We start from the raw sequence: 21,515 nt of genomic DNA, 5'->3' as shown, positions 1-21,515 counted from the left end.
ATATAGTTAATTATATATTTATCATACAAGGTAAAAAGATGACAAATAATCTTAGAAATTTGCAAAAAGATTTACGTGCATTTGCAAAAAAAACAAAAGATTTTAAATACACAGATTCTGCATTGGTCACATTTTTAATGACAGGGGTAGTATCGATTACAAGTAATTTGTTTTCGCAAACTACAGATAAAAGCACAGAAAATCAAAAACAGGAGATTTCATCTTCAATAAAAAGTATACATCAAAAGGTTAAAGAAACACGAAGAGAGAATAGTAAATTATTAAAAAGTACGAATCTTGAACTGATTCAATTAATGGAGCAAGGAGATCATGTTGTTAAATCTCCTTGGAGCAGCTGGCAATATGGAATTAATTATTTTAATAATAATTGGAATGGAACTTACAAAGGAAGAGGAGATAAAAAAGAAAAATACCCTTATGAAGGTATATTTGAAAGAAGTTCTAATATTTATGAAAGGGCAATATCACCAGACAGTAGTAACTATGGTCTATTAGACAAAAATAGAAAAGCAAATTCTGCTTCAGGTTCAGCAAAAGGATATGGTATAGCCAGTGTAAAATCGGTAAAAGAGCCAATTATACCTTTTGAAGTACGTGCAGGAATACGTCCAAGAAATGTAAATAAATCACCAATTGTAATAGCGGCAAAAAGTGTGGTTACACCAACATTACCAGAAACAATTAGCTTTACACCACCAAAACCAGTTATTGGGTTGCCAGAATTGCCAGAATTACCAGCACCACCGACTTTTAATATACAGCTAGGTTCTTACTGTAATTATATGGCAGATTGTGGAAGTAGCGTAAATGGTGGAGCTTATAATTATGATTTTGATCTTAATGCTTTTTCGGTTTTAGCTAATGCTCCAGGTACTAAAGGAAGACTTAGAGATGGTTATCCGTCATTAAGACATTCTTGGAATAATACAGGAAGTGTTTTATTAAAATCATACTTTGATACAGAAACAAATTACAATTTAACAACTAATTTAACAGTTAATTCAGAAAATCCACTTAATGAAACTCAAAAACAATCTGAAAGAAATGCGGGAAGAGGATATAATGCACAAAATTTTTTAGTTGGTGGTTCTCGGGCAGCTACAATGGATAATGCACCAGCAAATACAGATGTTAAACTTGATAACAAAGCAACAGTTAATTTGGTTGGACCTTTGACAGTGGGATTTGAAGTTCAAACAGATACATATTACGGGCCAAATGGAAGTAAAAGAGAAATAGTTAATACAGGAACAATAACAGATGCTTCTGAAACGACGCTTGCAACTATTGGTGGATTAGCCAAAGGAGCTTCTGCACCGTTAACTCTTGCACCGTTACTAGGTGGGACAACTGTTGATATAAATAGAACTGCTGCTGGGTATACAGGATATAAAATTGGTATGATATTAACTTTTGAGAATGACGATAGAAGAGTTAATAGTAAATATGTTTTAACAAATAATGGAACAATTGATTTTGGTGGTGAAAAATCAATAGGAATTCAAATTTATGCTCCTGATTCACCTTCGCTTGTAGAAGTTACAAATGCAAATAAGATGAATATAGGCGGTACAGCGAGCTATGGTATGAAATGGTCTTCACGTGTAGCACCTAATAGTACGATGGAAAATACTGGAATACTTAATGTAAGTGGGGATGCAGGAGTTGATTCCAAGAATAATCCAGTAAATTCATTGTCATCAGGAATAGCAGTTATAGAAGATTCTAATTATAGCAATGCTACTTCAATAAGAGCATATCAAGGAAGAGTAAAAAATAATGGAATAATAAATGTTTCTGGTGGTAAAGGTAATACCGGTATGGTTTTGATTGCGAATGCTGCTGATGATATAACAAATGATGCAGCTGGAACAATTAATGTCAGCAGTACTGAAAAAAGACAAAATATAGCTATGAGAGTAGGTAAAGGGTCAGTATCAACAGATGCACCTGGAACACCTAAAGCAATAAATAATGGAACAATCACTTTAGATGGCGATTCATCAATAGGAATGGTTGGGGTAAATGCGGATGTTGTAAATAATGCAGGTAAAACAATAAGCGGTAATACGATTATCAATGGAATTGGAATGGCAACTAGTGGTGGACAGCTTAATAACTCAGGAAAAATTGAGTTGAAGGGAACAGGAACAGCAACTAATGTTGGTGTATATATGACTAAAGGAACTGGTAACCCATCGGGAACACTTGCTTCAACAAGTGATATTAGTGTAAAAGGTGATAATTCAACAGGTGTGTTGATTACAAATGGTACATTAAATTATGGTGGAACTACTACAGCTGAAGGAAATGGAGTTACAGGATTAGTTATTGGAGATAATTCAACTAATACTGCTGATGTAACAACGACATCCACAGGAACTGTAAAAGTAAATGATGGTGCAGGTGGTTCTGCTGGAGTGTATGAATATTTAGATGGCTCAGGAAATAAAGTTAAAAAGGGTTCTTATGGTATTGTTGCCGGTAAAAATTCAAAACTTTTAAGCAGCGGTACAAACAGTATAAATGTGGACGCTAATGTAAAAGAAGCAGAATCAATTGGGGTATATTCAGGTGAAAATGCCACACTGGAAGTTGGAGACCACACTGTAAAAGCATATGAGGGAGCAGTAAACTATGATGCTGATAAAGGTAAGATTACATTAAAAGGAACAGGAACAGCAACTACAGGGCAAAAATCATTACTATTCTATCTTGGTGAAGATGGTTCAGGAAAAGTTGCTATAGATGGAAAGATGAATGCGACTATTGAAGGTGGAACTACTCCTAATACCAGAGGAAATGCCTTTTATTATGTAGGAAATGGCGGTAACTTTGGAAAAACTCAAATTGAAGGATGGGCAAAAAATAATTTTGGAGATGGAACAAATACAACTTTAGGGAATCTTACGCTAGATATGAAGCAGGGGTCAAGACTATTTATTGCTCAAAATGTTGGAATGGACTTGTCTGATACAACAGGAGATGCTGTCTCAAAAGCTACAGGAGCACATATAAATGGAACTGACTATAAGACATTTATGCTATACTTAAGTAACCTTACAATTAATCAGGATGTAAACTTGGATGATGCCAACGATGCATTCAATCAGCTTGAAATTTCAAATTCGTCAATAACGAATGCAAATACTAAGACTATTACAGGAACACAGGCTAATCAGGTTGCAATGGCTCAGGAAAATAACAAGAGTCTGTATGCAAGAAATAAGGTTACATTATCAAATGAAGGAACAATTAATTTAAGTGGTGCAGGTTCTACTGGAATGTATGCTAAGTTTGGAGAACTATACAACAAAGCAACAGGAGTTATGACAATTGGTGATAAGTCAACAGCTATCTATGGAACTGAGGATTCATTGATTGAAAATGCAGGTAAAATTACAATAGGTTCTAATTCAACAGGATTGTATTCAGAAGGTTCTACAACACAGGCAATAAACAATCCAGGATTAATAGAATCAGCAGGAAATGATTCGGTTGCAATTTCTTACAAACCAGATGCGGCACTTTCTCCAGGGGTAATACTGGAAAATACAGGAAAAATCACTATGACAGGTGATAGAAATACAGCAATATATGCAACTGGAACACCAGGATATACAGCCAAGAACAGTGGAACAATAACATTGGGAGATTCAGCTTCAATTACTAGCCCTAACGTTGGACTTTACACTGAGCACAATACTGTAACACTTGAAAATACTGGAACAATAGATTCTGGAAATAATACAATTGGGATTTATGGATATAATGCAGAAAATTCAGGTAACTTGAAAATAGGAAATGCAGCAATTGGAATATATTCTCAAAGTGGAAATGTAAATTTGACAGGTGGAACAATAACAACAGGAACAGATGAAGCAGTTGGGGTTTACACAGTAGGAAGCGGACAGACTGTTACAAATAGTGGAACTGCATTTAATATAGGAAACAATTCATTTGGATTTGTAAATGTTGGGACAGGAAATGCAATAGATTCTAAAATTTCAAATGTAGGACTAGGAGATAAGAATGTATACGTTTATTCAAGTGATACATCAGGAACAGTAACAAATTCTACAAATATAACTTCTACAGGAGGACAAAATTACGGTATTTATTCAGCTGGAACAGTAACAAATAATGGAAATATTGATTTTTCAAATGGTTCGGGAAATGTGGCAGTTTACAGTATTAAAGGCGGAACTGCAACAAACAACGGAACAATCACAGTAGGAGAATCAGATATTTCAGCTGTTGACAGTAGCGGTAATCTGGCTCCTCTGTACTCAATAGGTATGGGTGCAGGATATGAAACAACTGATACAGGTAACATAATAAATAAAGGAACAATTAATGTAAACGGGAAACATAGTATCGGTATGTATGCAAGTGGTGCGGGAAGTACAGCGACAAATGACGGAAATATCGTGTTGAACGCAAGTAACACAACAGGTATCTATGCTGATAATGGAGCAACTGCAATAAACAATAACTCAATTACAACAGGTTCAGGGACTTACACAAATACAGTTGGAGTATATCTTGGAAAAAATTCAAAATTGATAAATAATAAAGGTGCGACTATCGACATAAATGCGAAAAACGGTGTGGGAGTTTACTTAAAAGGTGGAACAGTGGAAAACTATGGAACTATAAAAGTAAATGGAAGCACAAAAGATGAAGATACAATTTATGAATATACAGTGCCTGCAACAGGAAAGGGAGTAGGAGGAGTAAAAATTGATGCACCTGCGGGAGTCCCAACTGCTACAATTACTGTGAATGGAGTACCTCAAACACCAGTAGTTGTAAATACAATGGCAAAAAATCCAATATCTGTATCAGCTTCTAGCATTGGATTATATATAAATACTTCAGGGGTTAACTATACAAAATCAATAGACGGATTGCAAAATTTGACAAGTGAAGCAGATTTAATTATTGGATCTGAAGCTGCAGAATCAACAATTAGCAAATACATTTTAGTAAATGATCCTAACATAATAAATCCATATAGAATAGCAATGTTAAACAATCCAAATATCAAGTGGAATGTGTATTCGGGCTCAATAGGATGGATAGCGACTCCAACATTGGATTCAAACGGAGTAATAACAAGTCTATATATGGCTAAAATTCCGTACACAGAATGGACAGGAAGAGAGGAGTCACCAGTAAATAGCACTGATACATTTAACTTTGCTGACGGACTGGAACAAAGATATGGTGTGGAAGCCTTAGGTTCAAGAGAAAATCAATTATTCCAAAAATTAAATGGAATAGGAAATAACGAAGAAGTGTTGTTATATCAAGCTTTTGATGAAATGATGGGACACCAATACGGAAACCTTCAACAAAGAATTAACGCTACAGGAAACTTACTAGATAAAGAGTTAAATCACCTTCAAAGAGACTGGAGAAATCCATCTAAACAAAATAACAAAATCAAAGTATTTGGTATGAGAGATGAATACAGCACAGATACTGCAGGAATTATTGACTATACAAGTAATGTTACTGGAGTGGCTTATGTTCACGAAGATGAAAAAATTAAGATGGGTAACTCTGACGGATGGTATGCAGGGGTTGTAAATAACAGATTCAAATTCAAAGATATTGGTAAATCAAAAGAAAACCAAACTATGATTAAATTAGGGGTATTCAAAAAGATGTCACCTAGCAGCGATCATAACGGATCATTACAATGGACAATTGGTGGAGACGTGTTTGCAGGTATAAACGAAATGAAACGTAGATACCTTGTTGTAGACGATATATTTGAAGCTAAATCTAACTACAATTCTTATGGAGCGGCTTTAAAAACAGACTTAGGATATGACATAAGATTAAGCGAAAGAACACATTTCCGTCCTTATGGAGCATTGAAGATGGAATACGGAAGATTTAACAGCATCAAGGAAGACAGAGGGGAAATGAGACTAGAAGTTAAAGGAAACGATTACTTCTCTGTTAAACCAGAAGTAGGAATGGAATTCAAATTTATTCAACCACTAGCAGTAAGAACTAACTTATCAGTAGGATTGACTGCAGCTTATGAGAATGAACTAGGAAAAGTTGGAGATGTAAACAACAAAGGAAGAGTTAGATATACTTCAGCAGACTGGTTCGGAATCAGAGGAGAAAAAGACGATAGAAAAGGAAACGGTAAGTTTGACCTGAATATCGGAGTGGACAACACAAGATTCGGAGTAACAGTAAATGGAGGATATGACACTAAAGGTAAGAATGTAAGAGCAGGAATAGGATTCAGAGCTATTTACTAGGCCTATGTAATTTTGAAAAAATAATAGTTTTAGGTATAAAATACCCTAAAAAATTAAGAACAGCAGAATTTCGGTTTTGCTGTTTTTTTATTTAACTAAAGTTTAAACTAAATAAGTTATAATTTAAATAAAAGATTTATATAATGTTTTCATAAAAAAAGTTGTATTTTTTTAATTATCTGATATAATAGTACAGATATAAAATTTGATTAAAATATAATCGCAATTATAATAAATTTATAAAAAACAGATGTAATTTAATATTACATCTGAATTAAATAGATAAACTAAAATTAAAGAATTACGGCGATTTTATAATAACTATTTTAACTAAATATTTTTTGTTAGGAAGTAAATGCATAAAATTAATAAGAATATATTGTATAAAAATTACTGATTTCATAGAATTTCCTATAAAAATGATTTATTAACAAAAAAAGGAGAATAAAATGACTAATAATTTGAGAAAAATCAAACAAGATTTATGTTCTTTTGCTAAAAGGCACAAAGATTTTAAATACACAGATTCTGCACTATTTGTATTTTTACTCACAGGTCTTATTTCGGTTAAAAATATTTCATTTGCAAAATCAAAAGATTCAGAATTAGAATCTCAAAAAGGTAAAGTTTTAGATTTTACCAAAGAAATGAAGAAAAAAGTTAGTAAAACAAGAGAAGAAAATGATAAATTGTTAAAAAGCAGTAATTTAGAATTAATTCAACTAATGGAACAAGGAGATCATGTGATTAAATCACCTTGGAGCTCTTGGCAATATGGAATTAATTATTATTATGACAACTGGAGAGGTTCTTTTAAAGGTCTCGGAGATAAAAAAAAGAAATATCCTTATGAAGGAAAATTAAATAGAGGAAACTGGTGGGTAAATAATGTTTCACCAAATAGCAAGTCTTATTCTAGATTACCGATAAATTCAGGTAATGAAGATGCTGATCCGTCTTCATCGCTTAGCAATAGAAGGAATGGACTTGATTATGGACTAGTTGGGACAGTACCTGTACCAGATAGAGGACAACCTTTAATAATTGATCCATCAATAAATATAAATGCACCAACTTTGCCCAATTTAAATGTAAATCCTGCTACGGTAGCACCTCATATTAATTTTTCAATCCCACCTGTCACTACTGTAACATTTAAAGAAAAATCTTTGTCAAATATAAATCCTAACGTATTCAACCCTCCAGCGTTGAATGAAGTAGCAACAGGATTTGCTCAAGATATGCAAGGAGTCTCGTTTTTTTCTGAACCTAATACAATAATAAATAATGCAAATGCTGATGCAAATGCAAGCGGAACTACTGTATCTATTGTAGATGATGGTTTTAGTGTTAATAATTCATTTACATATAGTGGGCAAAAAGTAAATCAAGGAAGAAGTACGACTGCAACTGGAACGGTAGCAGGTACTTGGACATTTGATCAGTCTAATCCCAATCCTGCAATAACAAGTTATTCTGACGCAAGAGCAGGAAGTGTGGTAACCAATGCTCCTGCAGTCTACACTCAATATGGAGGTCTTACTTCGTATAGAACAGGGACTGCTTCATCTCCACAGACAGTATTTAGTTTTACTCAATATCAGCAAACTAATTCGGGAGCTTCAATAAAGCCAGGAGAGGCTTTAGAATCAACAGTATCTGGAAATTGGACTCTAATGAATAATACACAAAATCCGAGAAATAGAGGAGCAGGAGCAGCCTACAAACCTTTTACAAATACTATAAGATTTATGAGTATTAATGGAACCCATGTTGCTTCAAGTTATGATCCTATGATTGTAAATTTTAATGGTAATTTGAATTTATACGGAAGGTCAGCGGCAGATACTCTTTCTACAGGGAAACCTCATCTGACAATTGGAGTGGAAATGCAAGCTGCAAGTGCAAAAGAATCTATTTTCAATAATAATGGAGTATTTAATTTGGAAAGATCTTCTTCTAGACCAGCCGTAAATACTTCTGATGATGCATTGGGAGTTTATCTTATAGGTATGTCCGCAATGGTTGAAGATTATGCTCAATATCAGCCTATTAATTCGAATATAATATCAAATAGATATGCAGAGGTCACGTATAGACCTTGGGCTTCTGAAATGAATAATAAAGGTACAATAAATGTAAAAAGTGTTGACAGTATAGGGATAGATTTTTCAGAGTTTAATTTTGAACCTACTGCTGGAAGAATAAATGGAGGGGCGCTTAATACAGCAAAACAAGCTTCTTGGGGGAATAAAGGGTCGTTGAACACGTATGTTAGGGTAGGAGATATTAATGTTACAAGTGTAGACCCTGGGACTCCTAATGTAGTAAGAGGAAGCTATGGAATAAGAATTCCTAACATTTTTAATGGAGAAACTCCAGGGAAAACAGTAGACACTGATGCAATATATTATGATGAAACGATAATAAATGGAGATGGTGGAAAAATAACGCTTGAAGGAAGTCACAATGCCGGAATATCAATTTCAAAAATTATAGGTGGATCGGGATTTGGAACAGATACATATTCTGAACACACAATGAATCCTTCAACAGGACCATTTGCTTCGACGACTTATACTATAGGTACAGGAAATATGAGTGTTTATAACTATCAAACTGGTATAGGTTCTAATAATCCGTCTGCAATGGGTCAAGGTGGAGCTGGAACTGTACATGGAGTAACGGTTGCTAAAACATTAGATAATACAAATAGAACCGGAGATGATTTAATAGGTAATATATACAATTTAAACATATTGGTAGATGGAAAAGAAAATGTTGGTTTTCTAAGAAAATCAGATTATATGAAAGGAAGCTATTCAACAAGCGCTATTACTAAAGGAGAAGCAGACTTTAATATAAGAGATACCCATATTAACAGTATTGACTTTGCAAATACAGCAGATGGAGGTGTACTATTTAGGACAGATAGATACGGGATAAATGTTATTAGAAACCTTAATGTAAATCCTGGAAATGCATATATTGGAGATCCTGATCCTTTAGCACCAACAGATATTACAAAAAATACAAATAAAAGATTTAATATAGTAATGCTTGCAAATGGAACTATAAATCATACAGATGCTATTGTTCCAAAAGTAAAAAATACAGGAGATATAACTGTAAGTTCTGGAGGACAGAATGTTATTGGGCTTATGGCCTATAATGGCGGAAAAGCTGAAAGTGCTGGAAAAATAACAGTTACAAATTCTAATGATTCGATAGGAATAGCAATAAATGGTAAGAATAACAGCAATAAAATAAGTTATGGAACAAGTTCCAGCGATATAAGATTAAAAGGAACAAGAGTTGTAGGTATTTATAATAATGGTGCTAAATATGATATGACAGGTGGTAGCATTGCAGTGGAAGGTAAAGATTCAATGGGAATTTATGCTTCATCTGAGGGTACAACAAATGCAATAACTAAATTAAAAAATGGTTCGGTTTCCGTTGACGGAGATGGTGCAGTTGCACTTTATGCAAAAGGTGGTTCTGATATTGAACTAGATAATGCAACATTGAACGTAGCGGATAAAGGTTTATTATTTTATGGATCTGGAACTTCAAGCGATAAATCGCAACTTATTATGAGTGGTGCAAATAGCACAGCAACAATAGCCAATGGCGGAACTGCTTTTTATGTGAAAAATGCTTCTGGTAGCCCATTATCACAAATTATATCTTCTGCATCAACAAAAACTCTTAATTTAAATATGCAAAACGGCTCAACTCTTATAGTTGCAGAAGGAAATGGAGGAAATGTTGGCGGAGAGCTAGTGTCAAATCTTACATCAATAGGAACAGGTTCAATAACAGGATTGAATGTAATAGGTGCTTCTGGAACATATACTCCATATAAAGCAACTAGAGTTCCGTTAACAGTAGATATTAATTCTAATTTGGATAATGTCAATGATGCTTACTTAACATCAGAATTTTCTTCTTCAAGTATAACAAATAATTCTGTGATATCAGGAAGTGGAGCAATAACAGCTCCTGCTTCATTACGAGATAAAGCAAAATTAGGAATTGCACAGAAAAATAATACAGGATATCCTAGAAATGATGTAATCCTTACAAATAATGGAACAATAAATTTGACTGGTACAGGAATGGTAGGTATTGTTGGGGAATATGCTGAAATATATAATAATGGAACAATAAAAACTACAGGAACAGATTCAGTAGGTATTTTAGGTTCTAACGGAGCATTAGCGCAAAATAATTCTAGCGGAATAGTTGAAATTGGAAATGGTGGAACAGGAATTGCAGGAATTAATTATTTAGGAAGTACAGTTCCAGCAACAGGGACGAAAGAAATAGAAATTGTGAACAACGGAATTATAAAGTCTACGGGGACAAGTTCGGCTATAGGAATATTAGCTATTGATGACCAGGCCTTATCAGGCGCAGGGATACATAGAATAACGTTAGGAAATGGTTCAAATATTGATGTTTCAACATCTTCTGGACTAAGTGCATCAGACATTGGAGTCGGAGTATATTCTAAAATATCAAATAGTGCAGGAAGTGTAACTAAAGTTGGAACAATTATAGATAATGGCGCGGTAATTACATTAAACAAAAATGGTGTAGGATTTTATTCTGATGGTTCGGATATAACTGCGAATGGTGGTAGCATATCTACTATTAATGGACAAACAGGAAAAGGTATATTTACAAATAAAAATGTAAATACGTCAAAAACAATATTGCTATTAGGAGATAAATCAATAGGAATACACTCATATAGTACAATTTCTAATCCCAATAATATCATTAATAGCGGAAATATAACAGTTGGAGATTCAAGTGACAGAAATGATCCTAGTATGGCAATATATGCTCCTAATGCAGGAGTTATAAATCATCTAGGAAATATTAATGCTGGTACAAAATCTTTAGGAATATATTCTGAAAACGGAAATGTAACTTCTTTGGGGAATATAACAGTTGGAAATGAAGGCCTAGGAATATATAAGAAAAATGGAAATCTAAATATAACAGGAAATATAGTAACTGGAAACGATGCAGTTGGAGTTTATGGGGACAATAACGTAATAATTAATAATTCAGGAAATATAACGGTTGGAGACAGATCATTTGGGTTTGCGATACTAGATAATGGAGTAAACAATTTTACAGGTACATCAACATCGACTGCAAATATAGGATCTAAAAGTGTTTATGTGTATAAAGCAGGCCCTTTAGGAACTGTAACGAGTGAAACTTCAATTTTTTCTTCTGGATTTAATAGTACAGCATTTTACGCTGTTGATAATGCAGTTATAAATAATAATGGAGTTGTAGACTTTGGAAATAGCGTAGGAAGTGCAGGAGCATTTGCTTCAAATAATGGAATTGTTTATAATAATGGAACAATAACAGTAGGTAAATCTGAAATAACTTCCTCAAATCCTGCAAATAGATATTATGCATTAGGAATGGCTGCAAAAAATGGCGGGAAAATATATAATTATGGCACAATAAATGTAACAGGGGACTATGGGATAGGAATGTTTGCAGAAGATGCTGGCTCAAGAGCTGAAAATCACGGTACAATAAACTTGACTGCTTCAGGAGATCTAAAGGGTGCTTATGGAATGTATTTGAAAAATGGTGCTTATGGACTAAATACAGGTACTATTATTTCTGGAAGATATAATAATGATACAAATAAAGAATCTATAATTGGTGTTGCTGTTTTGGATGGCGCAACGCTTGAAAATAGAGGAACAATTGATATTGATGTAAAAAATTCTTATGGAGTTTATATAAGAAATGGTATTATTAAAAACTATGGAACAATTAGAATATCAGGTACAGGATCTACTGGAATAAGAAGTAAAAATGGTACATATACTGGTGCAGGAACTATGGAGGATGCTGCTAATGCTTCTGTAACAGCAACTAATGGAGCAGTAGGATATGTGGCAGAAAATTCTGCAACATTTGAGCCAACTTCGGCAGGAAGCACTCATATTGTATCTCCAAACAAAGTTTATATAGATGGAAGATTAGTAGATATTCATGATTTTACCCCAGGACCTGATCCTGAATTAGTAAACTATGCTTTTTCTAATGTAGGAATTTATGTAGATACTTTAGGTAGAACTAGACCTATTGACTGGATAGATGGATTTGATCCTACTGTAAGCAATGATTTGATAATAGGAACAGAAATAGCTGAAAAAACAAATAGTAAAGCAATAAAAGTTGGGAAAAATATATTATCTGGATTTATGCCTAAATACAATCAGCTCATAACTGCTGCAGGAGCATCGTATAATTTGGAAACTATTTCAGCTTCATTAACATGGCATGCTAATCGTGTTTTAGAAGATAACGGAGACGGAATAAAAGAAGTTATTCTTGCAAAAATTCCATATACAGATTTTGTTCTTAAAACAGAAAATGCATGGAACTTTACTGATGGTCTTGAACAAAGATACGGTGTAGAAGGTGTTGATACAAAAGAAAAACGTTTATTTAATAAATTAAACAGTATAGGTAAAAATGAACAAGCGTTATTAACTCAAGCTTTTGATGAAATGATGGGACATCAATATGGAAACACTCAGCAAAGAATCAATTCGACAGGAAATATGCTAGACAAGGAATTCAACTATCTGAAAAAAGAGTGGAGAAATCCGTCTAAACAGAATAACAAGATTAAAGTATTTGGCATGAGAGATGAATACAACACAGATACTGCAGGAATTATTAACTATACAAGCAATTCTTATGGATTCGCATATGTTCATGAAGATGAAGCAATCAAGCTTGGCAACAGTTCAGGATGGTATGCAGGTGCTGTGACTAACAGATTCAAGTTCAAGGATATTGGAAAATCAAGTGAAAATCAGACAATGATTAAAGCCGGAGTGTTCAAGAAAATGTCACCTAAGAAAGACTATAACGGAGCATTGCAATGGACAATAGGTGGAGATGTATTTGTACCTGAAATGAGACGTAGATATCTTGTAGTAGATGAGATATTCGAGGCGAAATCTGACTATCATTCTTATGGAGCGGCAGTTAAGACAGACTTAGGTTACGATATAAGAATGAGCGAGAGAACGCATTTGCGTCCTTACGGAGCATTAAAGATGGAATATGGAAGATTCAACAACATTAAGGAAGATACAGGGGAAATGAGGCTGGAAGTAAAAGGAAACGATTATTTTTCAGTAAAACCGGAAGTTGGTGTTGAATTTAAATATGTGCAGCCACTAGCAGTAAGAACAAATTTATCAGTAGGATTGACAGCATCTTATGAGAATGAACTAGGGAAAGTTGGAGAAGTGAACAATAAAGGAAGAGTAAGATATACGACGGCAGACTGGTTTAACATAAGGGGAGAAAAGGATGACAGACGAGGGAATGGTAAATTTGACTTGAATATTGGAGTAGACAATACAAGATTTGGAGTGACAGTAAATGGAGGATATGACACTAAAGGCAAGAATGTAAGAGGTGGAATAGGATTTAGAGCTATTTACTAAGTTTGATAAAAAAATTTAAACAAGAAGTTTAAATATAATTTTATAAAAATAATTTTAATTTATTTCTGTAATTTAAATAAGCAATAGTATTTCTATATTTTAAATATATTATAAGAAATATGTTTGATTATGAAATAAAAAATAAAAATATTTTTAAAATTGTATTGATTTATCTTATTGTTTTTGATAGAATAAAAAAAAGAGCATATTATTTTATATATGTAACATATAAGAAGTACAAAAAAAATAATAAATTTAATCTAAATATTAATTTTTTGAATTAATTTTTTAGTCACTAGGTACATTAAAATATAAAAAGAAAGGAATAAAAAAATGACAAATAATTTACGAAAAGTTAAGCAGGATTTATGTTCATTAGCAAAAAGAACAAAAGATTTTAAATATACAGATTCTGCACTGTTTATGTTTTTACTGACAGGACTTGTTATGGTAAGAAATAACTTGTTTTCGACAACAGCAAATAAAGAGATTAAAACTCAAAAAGAAGAAATATCTACATCAATTAAAAATATACATCAGAAATTCAAAGAAACAAGAAGAGAAAATGATAAATTGTTAAAAGATGCGAATTTAGAATTAATTCAATTGATGGAGCAAGGAGACCATGTGGTAAAATCTCCATGGAGTTCATGGCAGTATGGGATGAACTACTTTAATAATAATTGGAATGGAACATATAAAGGACGTGGAGATAAGAAAGAAAAATATCCTTATGAAGGCATATTCCAGAGAAGTGAAGATGCATTTGAAAGATATACTTCACCTTTAAGTTCAAAATATAAAGAGCTGCCAACTTCAACAAATCCATATTCTGCATCTTCAAATGCAAGATTGGGATTATCAAACAAAGGATATGGAATTTCAAGTACTTCACCTAGACAGGAGCCATTATCTACATTAAACGTAGACGCTTCAATAAGACCAAAAGATGTGTCTAGAGATCCTGTGGAAGCACCAAGAGTATCTGTACCTGTACCGCAATTAAGTGCGATTGGTGTGCCAAACTTATTGCCGCCTTCATTGAATATACCAACACCTGCTACACCGACAATAAGTCTAAACTTACCCACACCAAATACAAATCCATTTACGGATTTCTGTTTTACATGTGGAACTCAAAATGGAGTTCATCAAGTTGATAACACTAAGTCTTTTAATGATGCACGGCATAACAGTTCTGATGGAAATGATCCTGATAAAACGCCTAACTGGACGGATGGAGGCAATAATAAATTTTGGACAGGATATAATCCAGTTACAGGTAAATTAACTCCAAATTCTGGAATAAACGGAAATATAAGAAATTTTTCCTATTCAAGTGGAGGAAGAACTAACTGGACACCAAGAACTGCAGCGACACTGTATTTTAATAAGTCTTATGATACAAGAGCAAGAGCTAATACAGCTCAAGGGTTATCAGCTGCAAATATGAAAAAACCAAAACCTGATCCAGTAGGATTTGAAGCAAGAAATGTTGAAGTGTATGTTGCCGGAAATGTATCAGACAATGCTGGAAATAACGCAGGGAAAACTAGTGGAAATCATGATGGAGCAATAGGAATACATACAGTTTGGGATGGAACACTTTCAAATATTAAAGGGCATCTATATGGAAGAGCAAATTTCCTTTCAATAGAAACTTGGCATTCAGGTAGGCTACAATTTAATAATGTATTGGTAAATATTGAAAGAGACGACAGCAAAGGAATAAAAGCGAATGAGAACACTTTATTCTATATCTACCCAGCAACTTATGATACGATAGCTTCTCATAACTACTGGGCAGGAGCGCCAAAGCAACGTGGAGGATTTATTGGAAAAGTTGATGCAAAAATTACGTCAAATAAAAACATTGTATACTCTGTACTTGGAGCTCAAGGTTCATTTGAAATAACTAGTACAGGTAAATACGAGTTAGAAGGAGCAGATAATATTGTTTATTCTGGATTGGGATATTCTCCTAACTTTAATAATTTAAAAGGTAGTGGAATAATTCAAGATTTATACAATACTGGTTTGACTCCTTCATTAAAACTTGATAAAGCTCCAGAATCTTATGGTGATGGAAACGTTGTAATGTTATTCAATAATAGAATTAGTTTAGCTGGAAAAGCATTCTATGATTCTCCTACTAACAGTTCAAATCAATATATATCAAACGATGGAAATGGACCTATTAGAAAAGCTAATTGGGAAAAATCAGGAGTTGGAATATATCAAGGAGAAATAAGAGCAAAAGCAATTATTGGTAATCAATTAAATATGGCAAATTCTGGAACTCAAACAGCAGCAGGAAATACAACTACTATAAGAAATGGTGGTATTGAAACAGAAAGAACAGGTGATGCCAACTATGTTGAAAATAATATAGGAATATACGCAAGATCTGGTCAAAGAGGAAAAGAAACAATTAATGGACAGGTAGCTGAAATTAAGCCTTCACAAGATTTAGGAGCTATAGATGCTGCAAGAGGTACTGACTTTAATAGAGATGAAGTTCATTCCTTACAAGTTAATGATATTGATATTAGTTTTGGTAAATATGCTAAAAATGGTATTATGATGGTTTCAGAAAATGGAACTGTTTTAGATGCAGCTATGAGTACTAATAAACATGAGGGTAGCGATACAACAACTGTACCTATAATGACAGGAGATATTAAAGATTACGGAACAGCAAATCTTAATGGAAAAATTTCATATAATGATGCTAGTAACGAGGCTGCAACTGGAACAATAATAGCTTATTCAGATGGAAAATGGCAAAATAGCGTTCACGGAATGATTTCGAATGAAGCTAAAAGATTTGAAGGAAAACCTAGTGAAATTAATATAGGACGTAATGTTGTTCTAACTGGGAGATATAAAAAGTTTGCTGATGGAACAGAGTCTACTCCAGTAGCTTATGTAGCGAAAAACGGCGGAGAAATTACTGCTCATGAAAAAACTTCAGCAAAAGGTTTTGGAGGATTATTAGCTTATGCTGAAGCAGGAGGTAAAGTTACATTAAAGAAAGAAGCTGACTCAGTAAGTGAATGGGCTAAGAAAGACCAGGAAACAAAGCCTTATCTGTATGAAAATATTGGAGGATATGCTAAAGGTTCAGGTTCGACTGTTACTTTTGAAGACAATCTGAAAATTAATGGTATGGCAGGTTTTGCTGATGGAACTGGAGCAGTTGTAAACTTGAATAAAAATGCAAATAAAGTGCAGACAGGTAAAAGTGGAGCGTTAGTAGCTCTTAATGGAGGATTGGTTAATTTTGGCGGTGGAGATATCTACCATGAAACTGAGGTAACAACTAACAGTGTTGGAACAGCTAATCAAGGTGATAATGCAGGAAATCATGCACAATCAACACCATTTTTTGCTGGAGCTAACTCAAAAGTAAACTTCACAGGCGCTACAACAATAAACATGTCAGATGGTATTTTAAAAGCTGGAGAAACTTCTGATTATACTGCAACAGCAGGAACAGCTACTAAATATAACGGTATGCAGAATGTTAGTGTTAAACTTACTGGAGACAATGTAGTTTTAGCTGCATATGATGGAAATACAACAAACTGGACTGGATCATCAGCAGGATCATCACAGGTTATGACTGAAATGAAAATAAATCCTTCCAATTTTAATTCTAACGGGAAAAAGTATAAAATATTCTATATTAATGGAATATTCAATTTAAATACTAACCTAGATTTAGATGATGCAACTAATGAATTTAACAAGAGTCTTGGTTTATCAAATGAAAAATTTAATATAGCAAATGGAATGACAGTAAGCTCTCTTACAGGTAAAGGGCTTGTTATGGGATCAAATACCAGTGCAACTGATAATACAAGCAACATGTATAACAATGAAGGAACTGTTGATATAAAAGGCGGAAATGTAGCGTCAACAACTGCGTTAAATGTAAGTTATGGAACAATTCATAATAAAAATCTGATAAATGTTGACAAAGGTATTGGTGCATATGGAATAAATGGAAGTAAACTGATAAATGATCAGAATGCCAATATAAATATAACTGGCGAAGGTGTAGGAATGGCAGCCTTTACTTCAGGAACTTCTTTACAGGATTATGGAACAGATAAAAATATTGCTAACGGTACATTAGGTACAGCAAAAACATTAGAAATATTAAATAAAGGAACGCTTACTGTAAACGGAGATACTTCTGTAGGAATTTATGGTAAAACTGATAAGTTAGCAGGTGCTCATGCAAGCACAAATATAACTAGAGCAAACGGGCTTATCAGTAACGAAGGAAAAATTATTATGACGGGAAATAAAGCTGTTGGAATTGTATCTAACGGATTAGGTAATACTGTCACATTGAATGGAACAGGAAGTTCTGACATAGTAATTCAAGGTACAGAAGGAATTGGAGTATATGCTGAAAATTCAGATGTTAACTTACTGACAAATTACGGAATAGAAGTTAAAGATAAAGGAACAGGAATATTTATAAAAGATGGAAGTAACGTTAGTGCAGGAACACTTGAACTGAAATATAGCGGATCAAATACTGAAACAGGAGTAGGATTGTTTTATGACAATGCATCTGGAGGAGTTAAGACAAATAATACAAATGTAAATCTTGTCGATACAGTTGGAACAACAGGAGGCGTTGTAGGACTATATGTAAAAGGAAATGGCGTACTTCTGACAAATAATGGAAACGTATCAGGACACAGGGGTTATGGATTAATTACAGAAGGAACAGAACTTGTAAATGCGGGTATAATTACATTGAATAACCCTGTTGATGCAGCAACCAAGAAACCAAGTGTAGGAATTTATACAAAAGCAACTGATAAAATAACAAATAACGGAATAATAACAGTGGGAGATAATTCAGTTGGGATATATGGACATGCAGTTGATAATAACGGAACAATAAATACTGGTGCAGGTGGTACAGGTATATATAGTTCAGGTGGAGATGTAAATCTTAATTCTGGAAGCATAAATGTAGGTACTGAAAAAGCTGCGGCAGTCTATACAAATGGAAGCGGTCAAACTGTAAGAGCACATTCTGGAAGCAATTTATCAATAGGAGATAATTCGTTTGGATTTATCAACGAATCAAAAACAAGTGGAACAGGAAATAAAATTATAAGTGATATTTCAAGTATAAGTAATCTTGGCAATGAAACAGTTTACATATATTCAGCAGATGCTAGAGCAGGTGCAGAAGTAATTAATAATACAAACTTAACTTCTACAGGTTCATATAACTATGGATTGTATTCAGCTGGAAAAGTAACAAACAATGCAGATATAAACTTTGGAAGCGGATTTGGAAATGTTGGAATATATAGTACTCATGGAGGAGAAGCAACAAATGCTGCAGGAAAGAATATTACAGTAGGCGCTTCGTTTATAGATGATAACAATCCATTGAATAATAGATATGCAGTTGGAATGGCTGCAGGATTTACTCCAACACAAAGTGAAATTGCTGCAGGTAAAAGAGCTTATACAGGAAATATTATAAATAATGGGACTATTAACGTGACAGGTCCATCTAGTATAGGGATGTATGGAACAGGTCAAGGAACAAAAGTAATTAATGCAGCAGGAGCAACGATAAATCTAAATGCAAGTAATACTACAGGAATGTATTTAGATAACGGAGCATACGGATACAACTACGGAACAATCAGATCAAATGGAACTGGACTTGAAAAAGTGGTTGGAGTGGTTGTTAAGAATGGTTCAACAATTGAAAATCATGGAGACATAATTTTAGATGCAAAATCTGCAGTTGGAATACTTGCTAAAGGAGATATTGCAGGAAATAACCTTGGAATAATCAAAAACTATAAAACGATGATTATACAAGGTGAAGGTTCTATAGATGAAAAAGCAGATGGAAATCAAAGCAGCCTTGGAAAAGGATTGATGGGAGTATCAATAGAAGTACCTAAGGGTTCAAGTGTAGGAACAATAACAGTAAACGGAAATCCTGTAGTGCCTACGATTGCTACTTCATCAGCTGAAGAATATAAGGCAATGCAGACTTCTACAATAGGAATGTATATAGATACTTCAAGTAAGAGATTTACTAATCCTATTCAAGGATTAAGCACATTAAGCGGCTTAACTAAAGCGGATCTTATTATAGGTGCCGAAGCAGCAGAAAATACTACAAGTAAATATATTCAACTAGATAAGAAAATACTAGACCCATACAATGAAATGATAAAACAAAATCCTCAAATAAAAGACTGGAATATCTATTCAGGATCATTGACTTGGATGGCAACAGTTGCACAAAATCAAACAGATGGAACAATAGAAAATGCGTATATGGCTAAAATTCCTTATACTTTCTGGGCTGGAAAAGAACCTAATCCTGTAGAAGTTACAGATACATATAACTTCTTAGATGGACTTGAACAAAGGTACGGTGTAGAAGGACTTGGAACAAGAGAAAAAACTTTATTTGATAAAATAAGCGGTATAGGAAATAATGAACAGGTTCTATTCTTCCAGGCAATAGATGAAATGATGGGACATCAATATGGAAACACTCAGCAAAGAATCAATTCGACAGGAAATATGCTAGACAAGGAATTCAACTATCTGAAAAAAGAGTGGAGAAATCCGTCTAAACAGAATAACAAGATTAAAGTATTTGGCATGAGAGATGAATACAACACAGATACTGCAGGAATTATTAACTATACAAGCAATTCTTATGGATTCGCATATGTTCATGAAGATGAAGCAATCAAGCTTGGCAACAGTTCAGGATGGTATGCAGGTGCTGTGACTAACAGATTCAAGTTCAAGGATATTGGAAAATCAAGTGAAAATCAGACAATGATTAAAGCCGGAGTGTTCAAGAAAATGTCACCTAAGAAAGACTATAACGGAGCATTGCAATGGACAATAGGTGGAGATGTATTTGCGGGCCTTAATGAAATGAGACGTAGATATCTTGTAGTAGATGAGATATTCGAGGCGAAATCTGACTATCATTCTTATGGAGCGGCAGTTAAGACAGACTTAGGTTACGATATAAGAATGAGCGAGAGAACGCATTTGCGTCCTTACGGAGCATTAAAGATGGAATATGGAAGATTCAACAACATTAAGGAAGATACAGGGGAAATGAGGCTGGAAGTAAAAGGAAACGATTATTTTTCAGTAAAACCGGAAGTTGGTGTTGAATTTAAATATGTGCAGCCACTAGCAGTAAGAACAAATTTATCAGTAGGATTGACAGCATCTTATGAGAATGAACTAGGGAAAGTTGGAGAAGTGAACAATAAAGGAAGAGTAAGATATACGACGGCAGACTGGTTTAACATAAGGGGAGAAAAGGATGACAGACGAGGGAATGGTAAATTTGACTTGAATATTGGAGTAGACAATACAAGATTTGGAGTGACAGTAAATGGAGGATATGACACTAAAGGCAAGAATGTAAGAGGTGGAATAGGATTTAGAGCTATTTACTAGAATTTAAATAAGATATGTCTAAATAATAAAAAAATCAGGAGTTAATCTTTTTTAGATTTTCTTCTGATTTTTTTCTAGGGATTGTTTATTAATTTAAATATTTTATAGTAAAACTGCTTTAAAATTAAACTCAAAAGGCTATGACTATTTTACTCAAATCCTAAATTTATATAATTTTTAGTAGTTTAATTTTAAA

The 21,515-nt window shown here is 33.7% G+C and carries 3 protein-coding genes; all 3 read left to right on the top strand.

Annotated features, from left to right (window positions below):
• Positions 1-38 precede the first annotated feature (38 nt).
• The 3 genes from FVE75_RS05515 (at position 39) to FVE75_RS05505 (ending at position 21,319) form a co-directional block, all read left to right on the top strand.
• Entirely contained in the window at positions 39-6,308 is a 6,270-nt protein-coding gene (locus tag FVE75_RS05515) for an autotransporter-associated N-terminal domain-containing protein (protein WP_172618786.1), read from the top strand.
• Between the two features lie 449 nt (positions 6,309-6,757).
• A complete protein-coding gene (locus FVE75_RS05510; RefSeq protein WP_147005590.1) occupies positions 6,758-13,822 on the top strand; it encodes an autotransporter-associated N-terminal domain-containing protein in 7,065 nt (2,354 codons plus the stop codon).
• A gap of 333 nt (positions 13,823-14,155) precedes the next feature.
• Entirely contained in the window at positions 14,156-21,319 is a 7,164-nt protein-coding gene (locus FVE75_RS05505; RefSeq protein ID WP_147005589.1) for an autotransporter-associated N-terminal domain-containing protein, read from the top strand.
• Positions 21,320-21,515: the final 196 nt, after the last annotated feature.

The organism is Leptotrichia hongkongensis, from assembly GCF_007990635.1.
GTDB classification, from domain to species: domain Bacteria; phylum Fusobacteriota; class Fusobacteriia; order Fusobacteriales; family Leptotrichiaceae; genus Leptotrichia; species Leptotrichia hongkongensis.
This window is presented reverse-complemented; position numbering and strand designations above follow the sequence as displayed.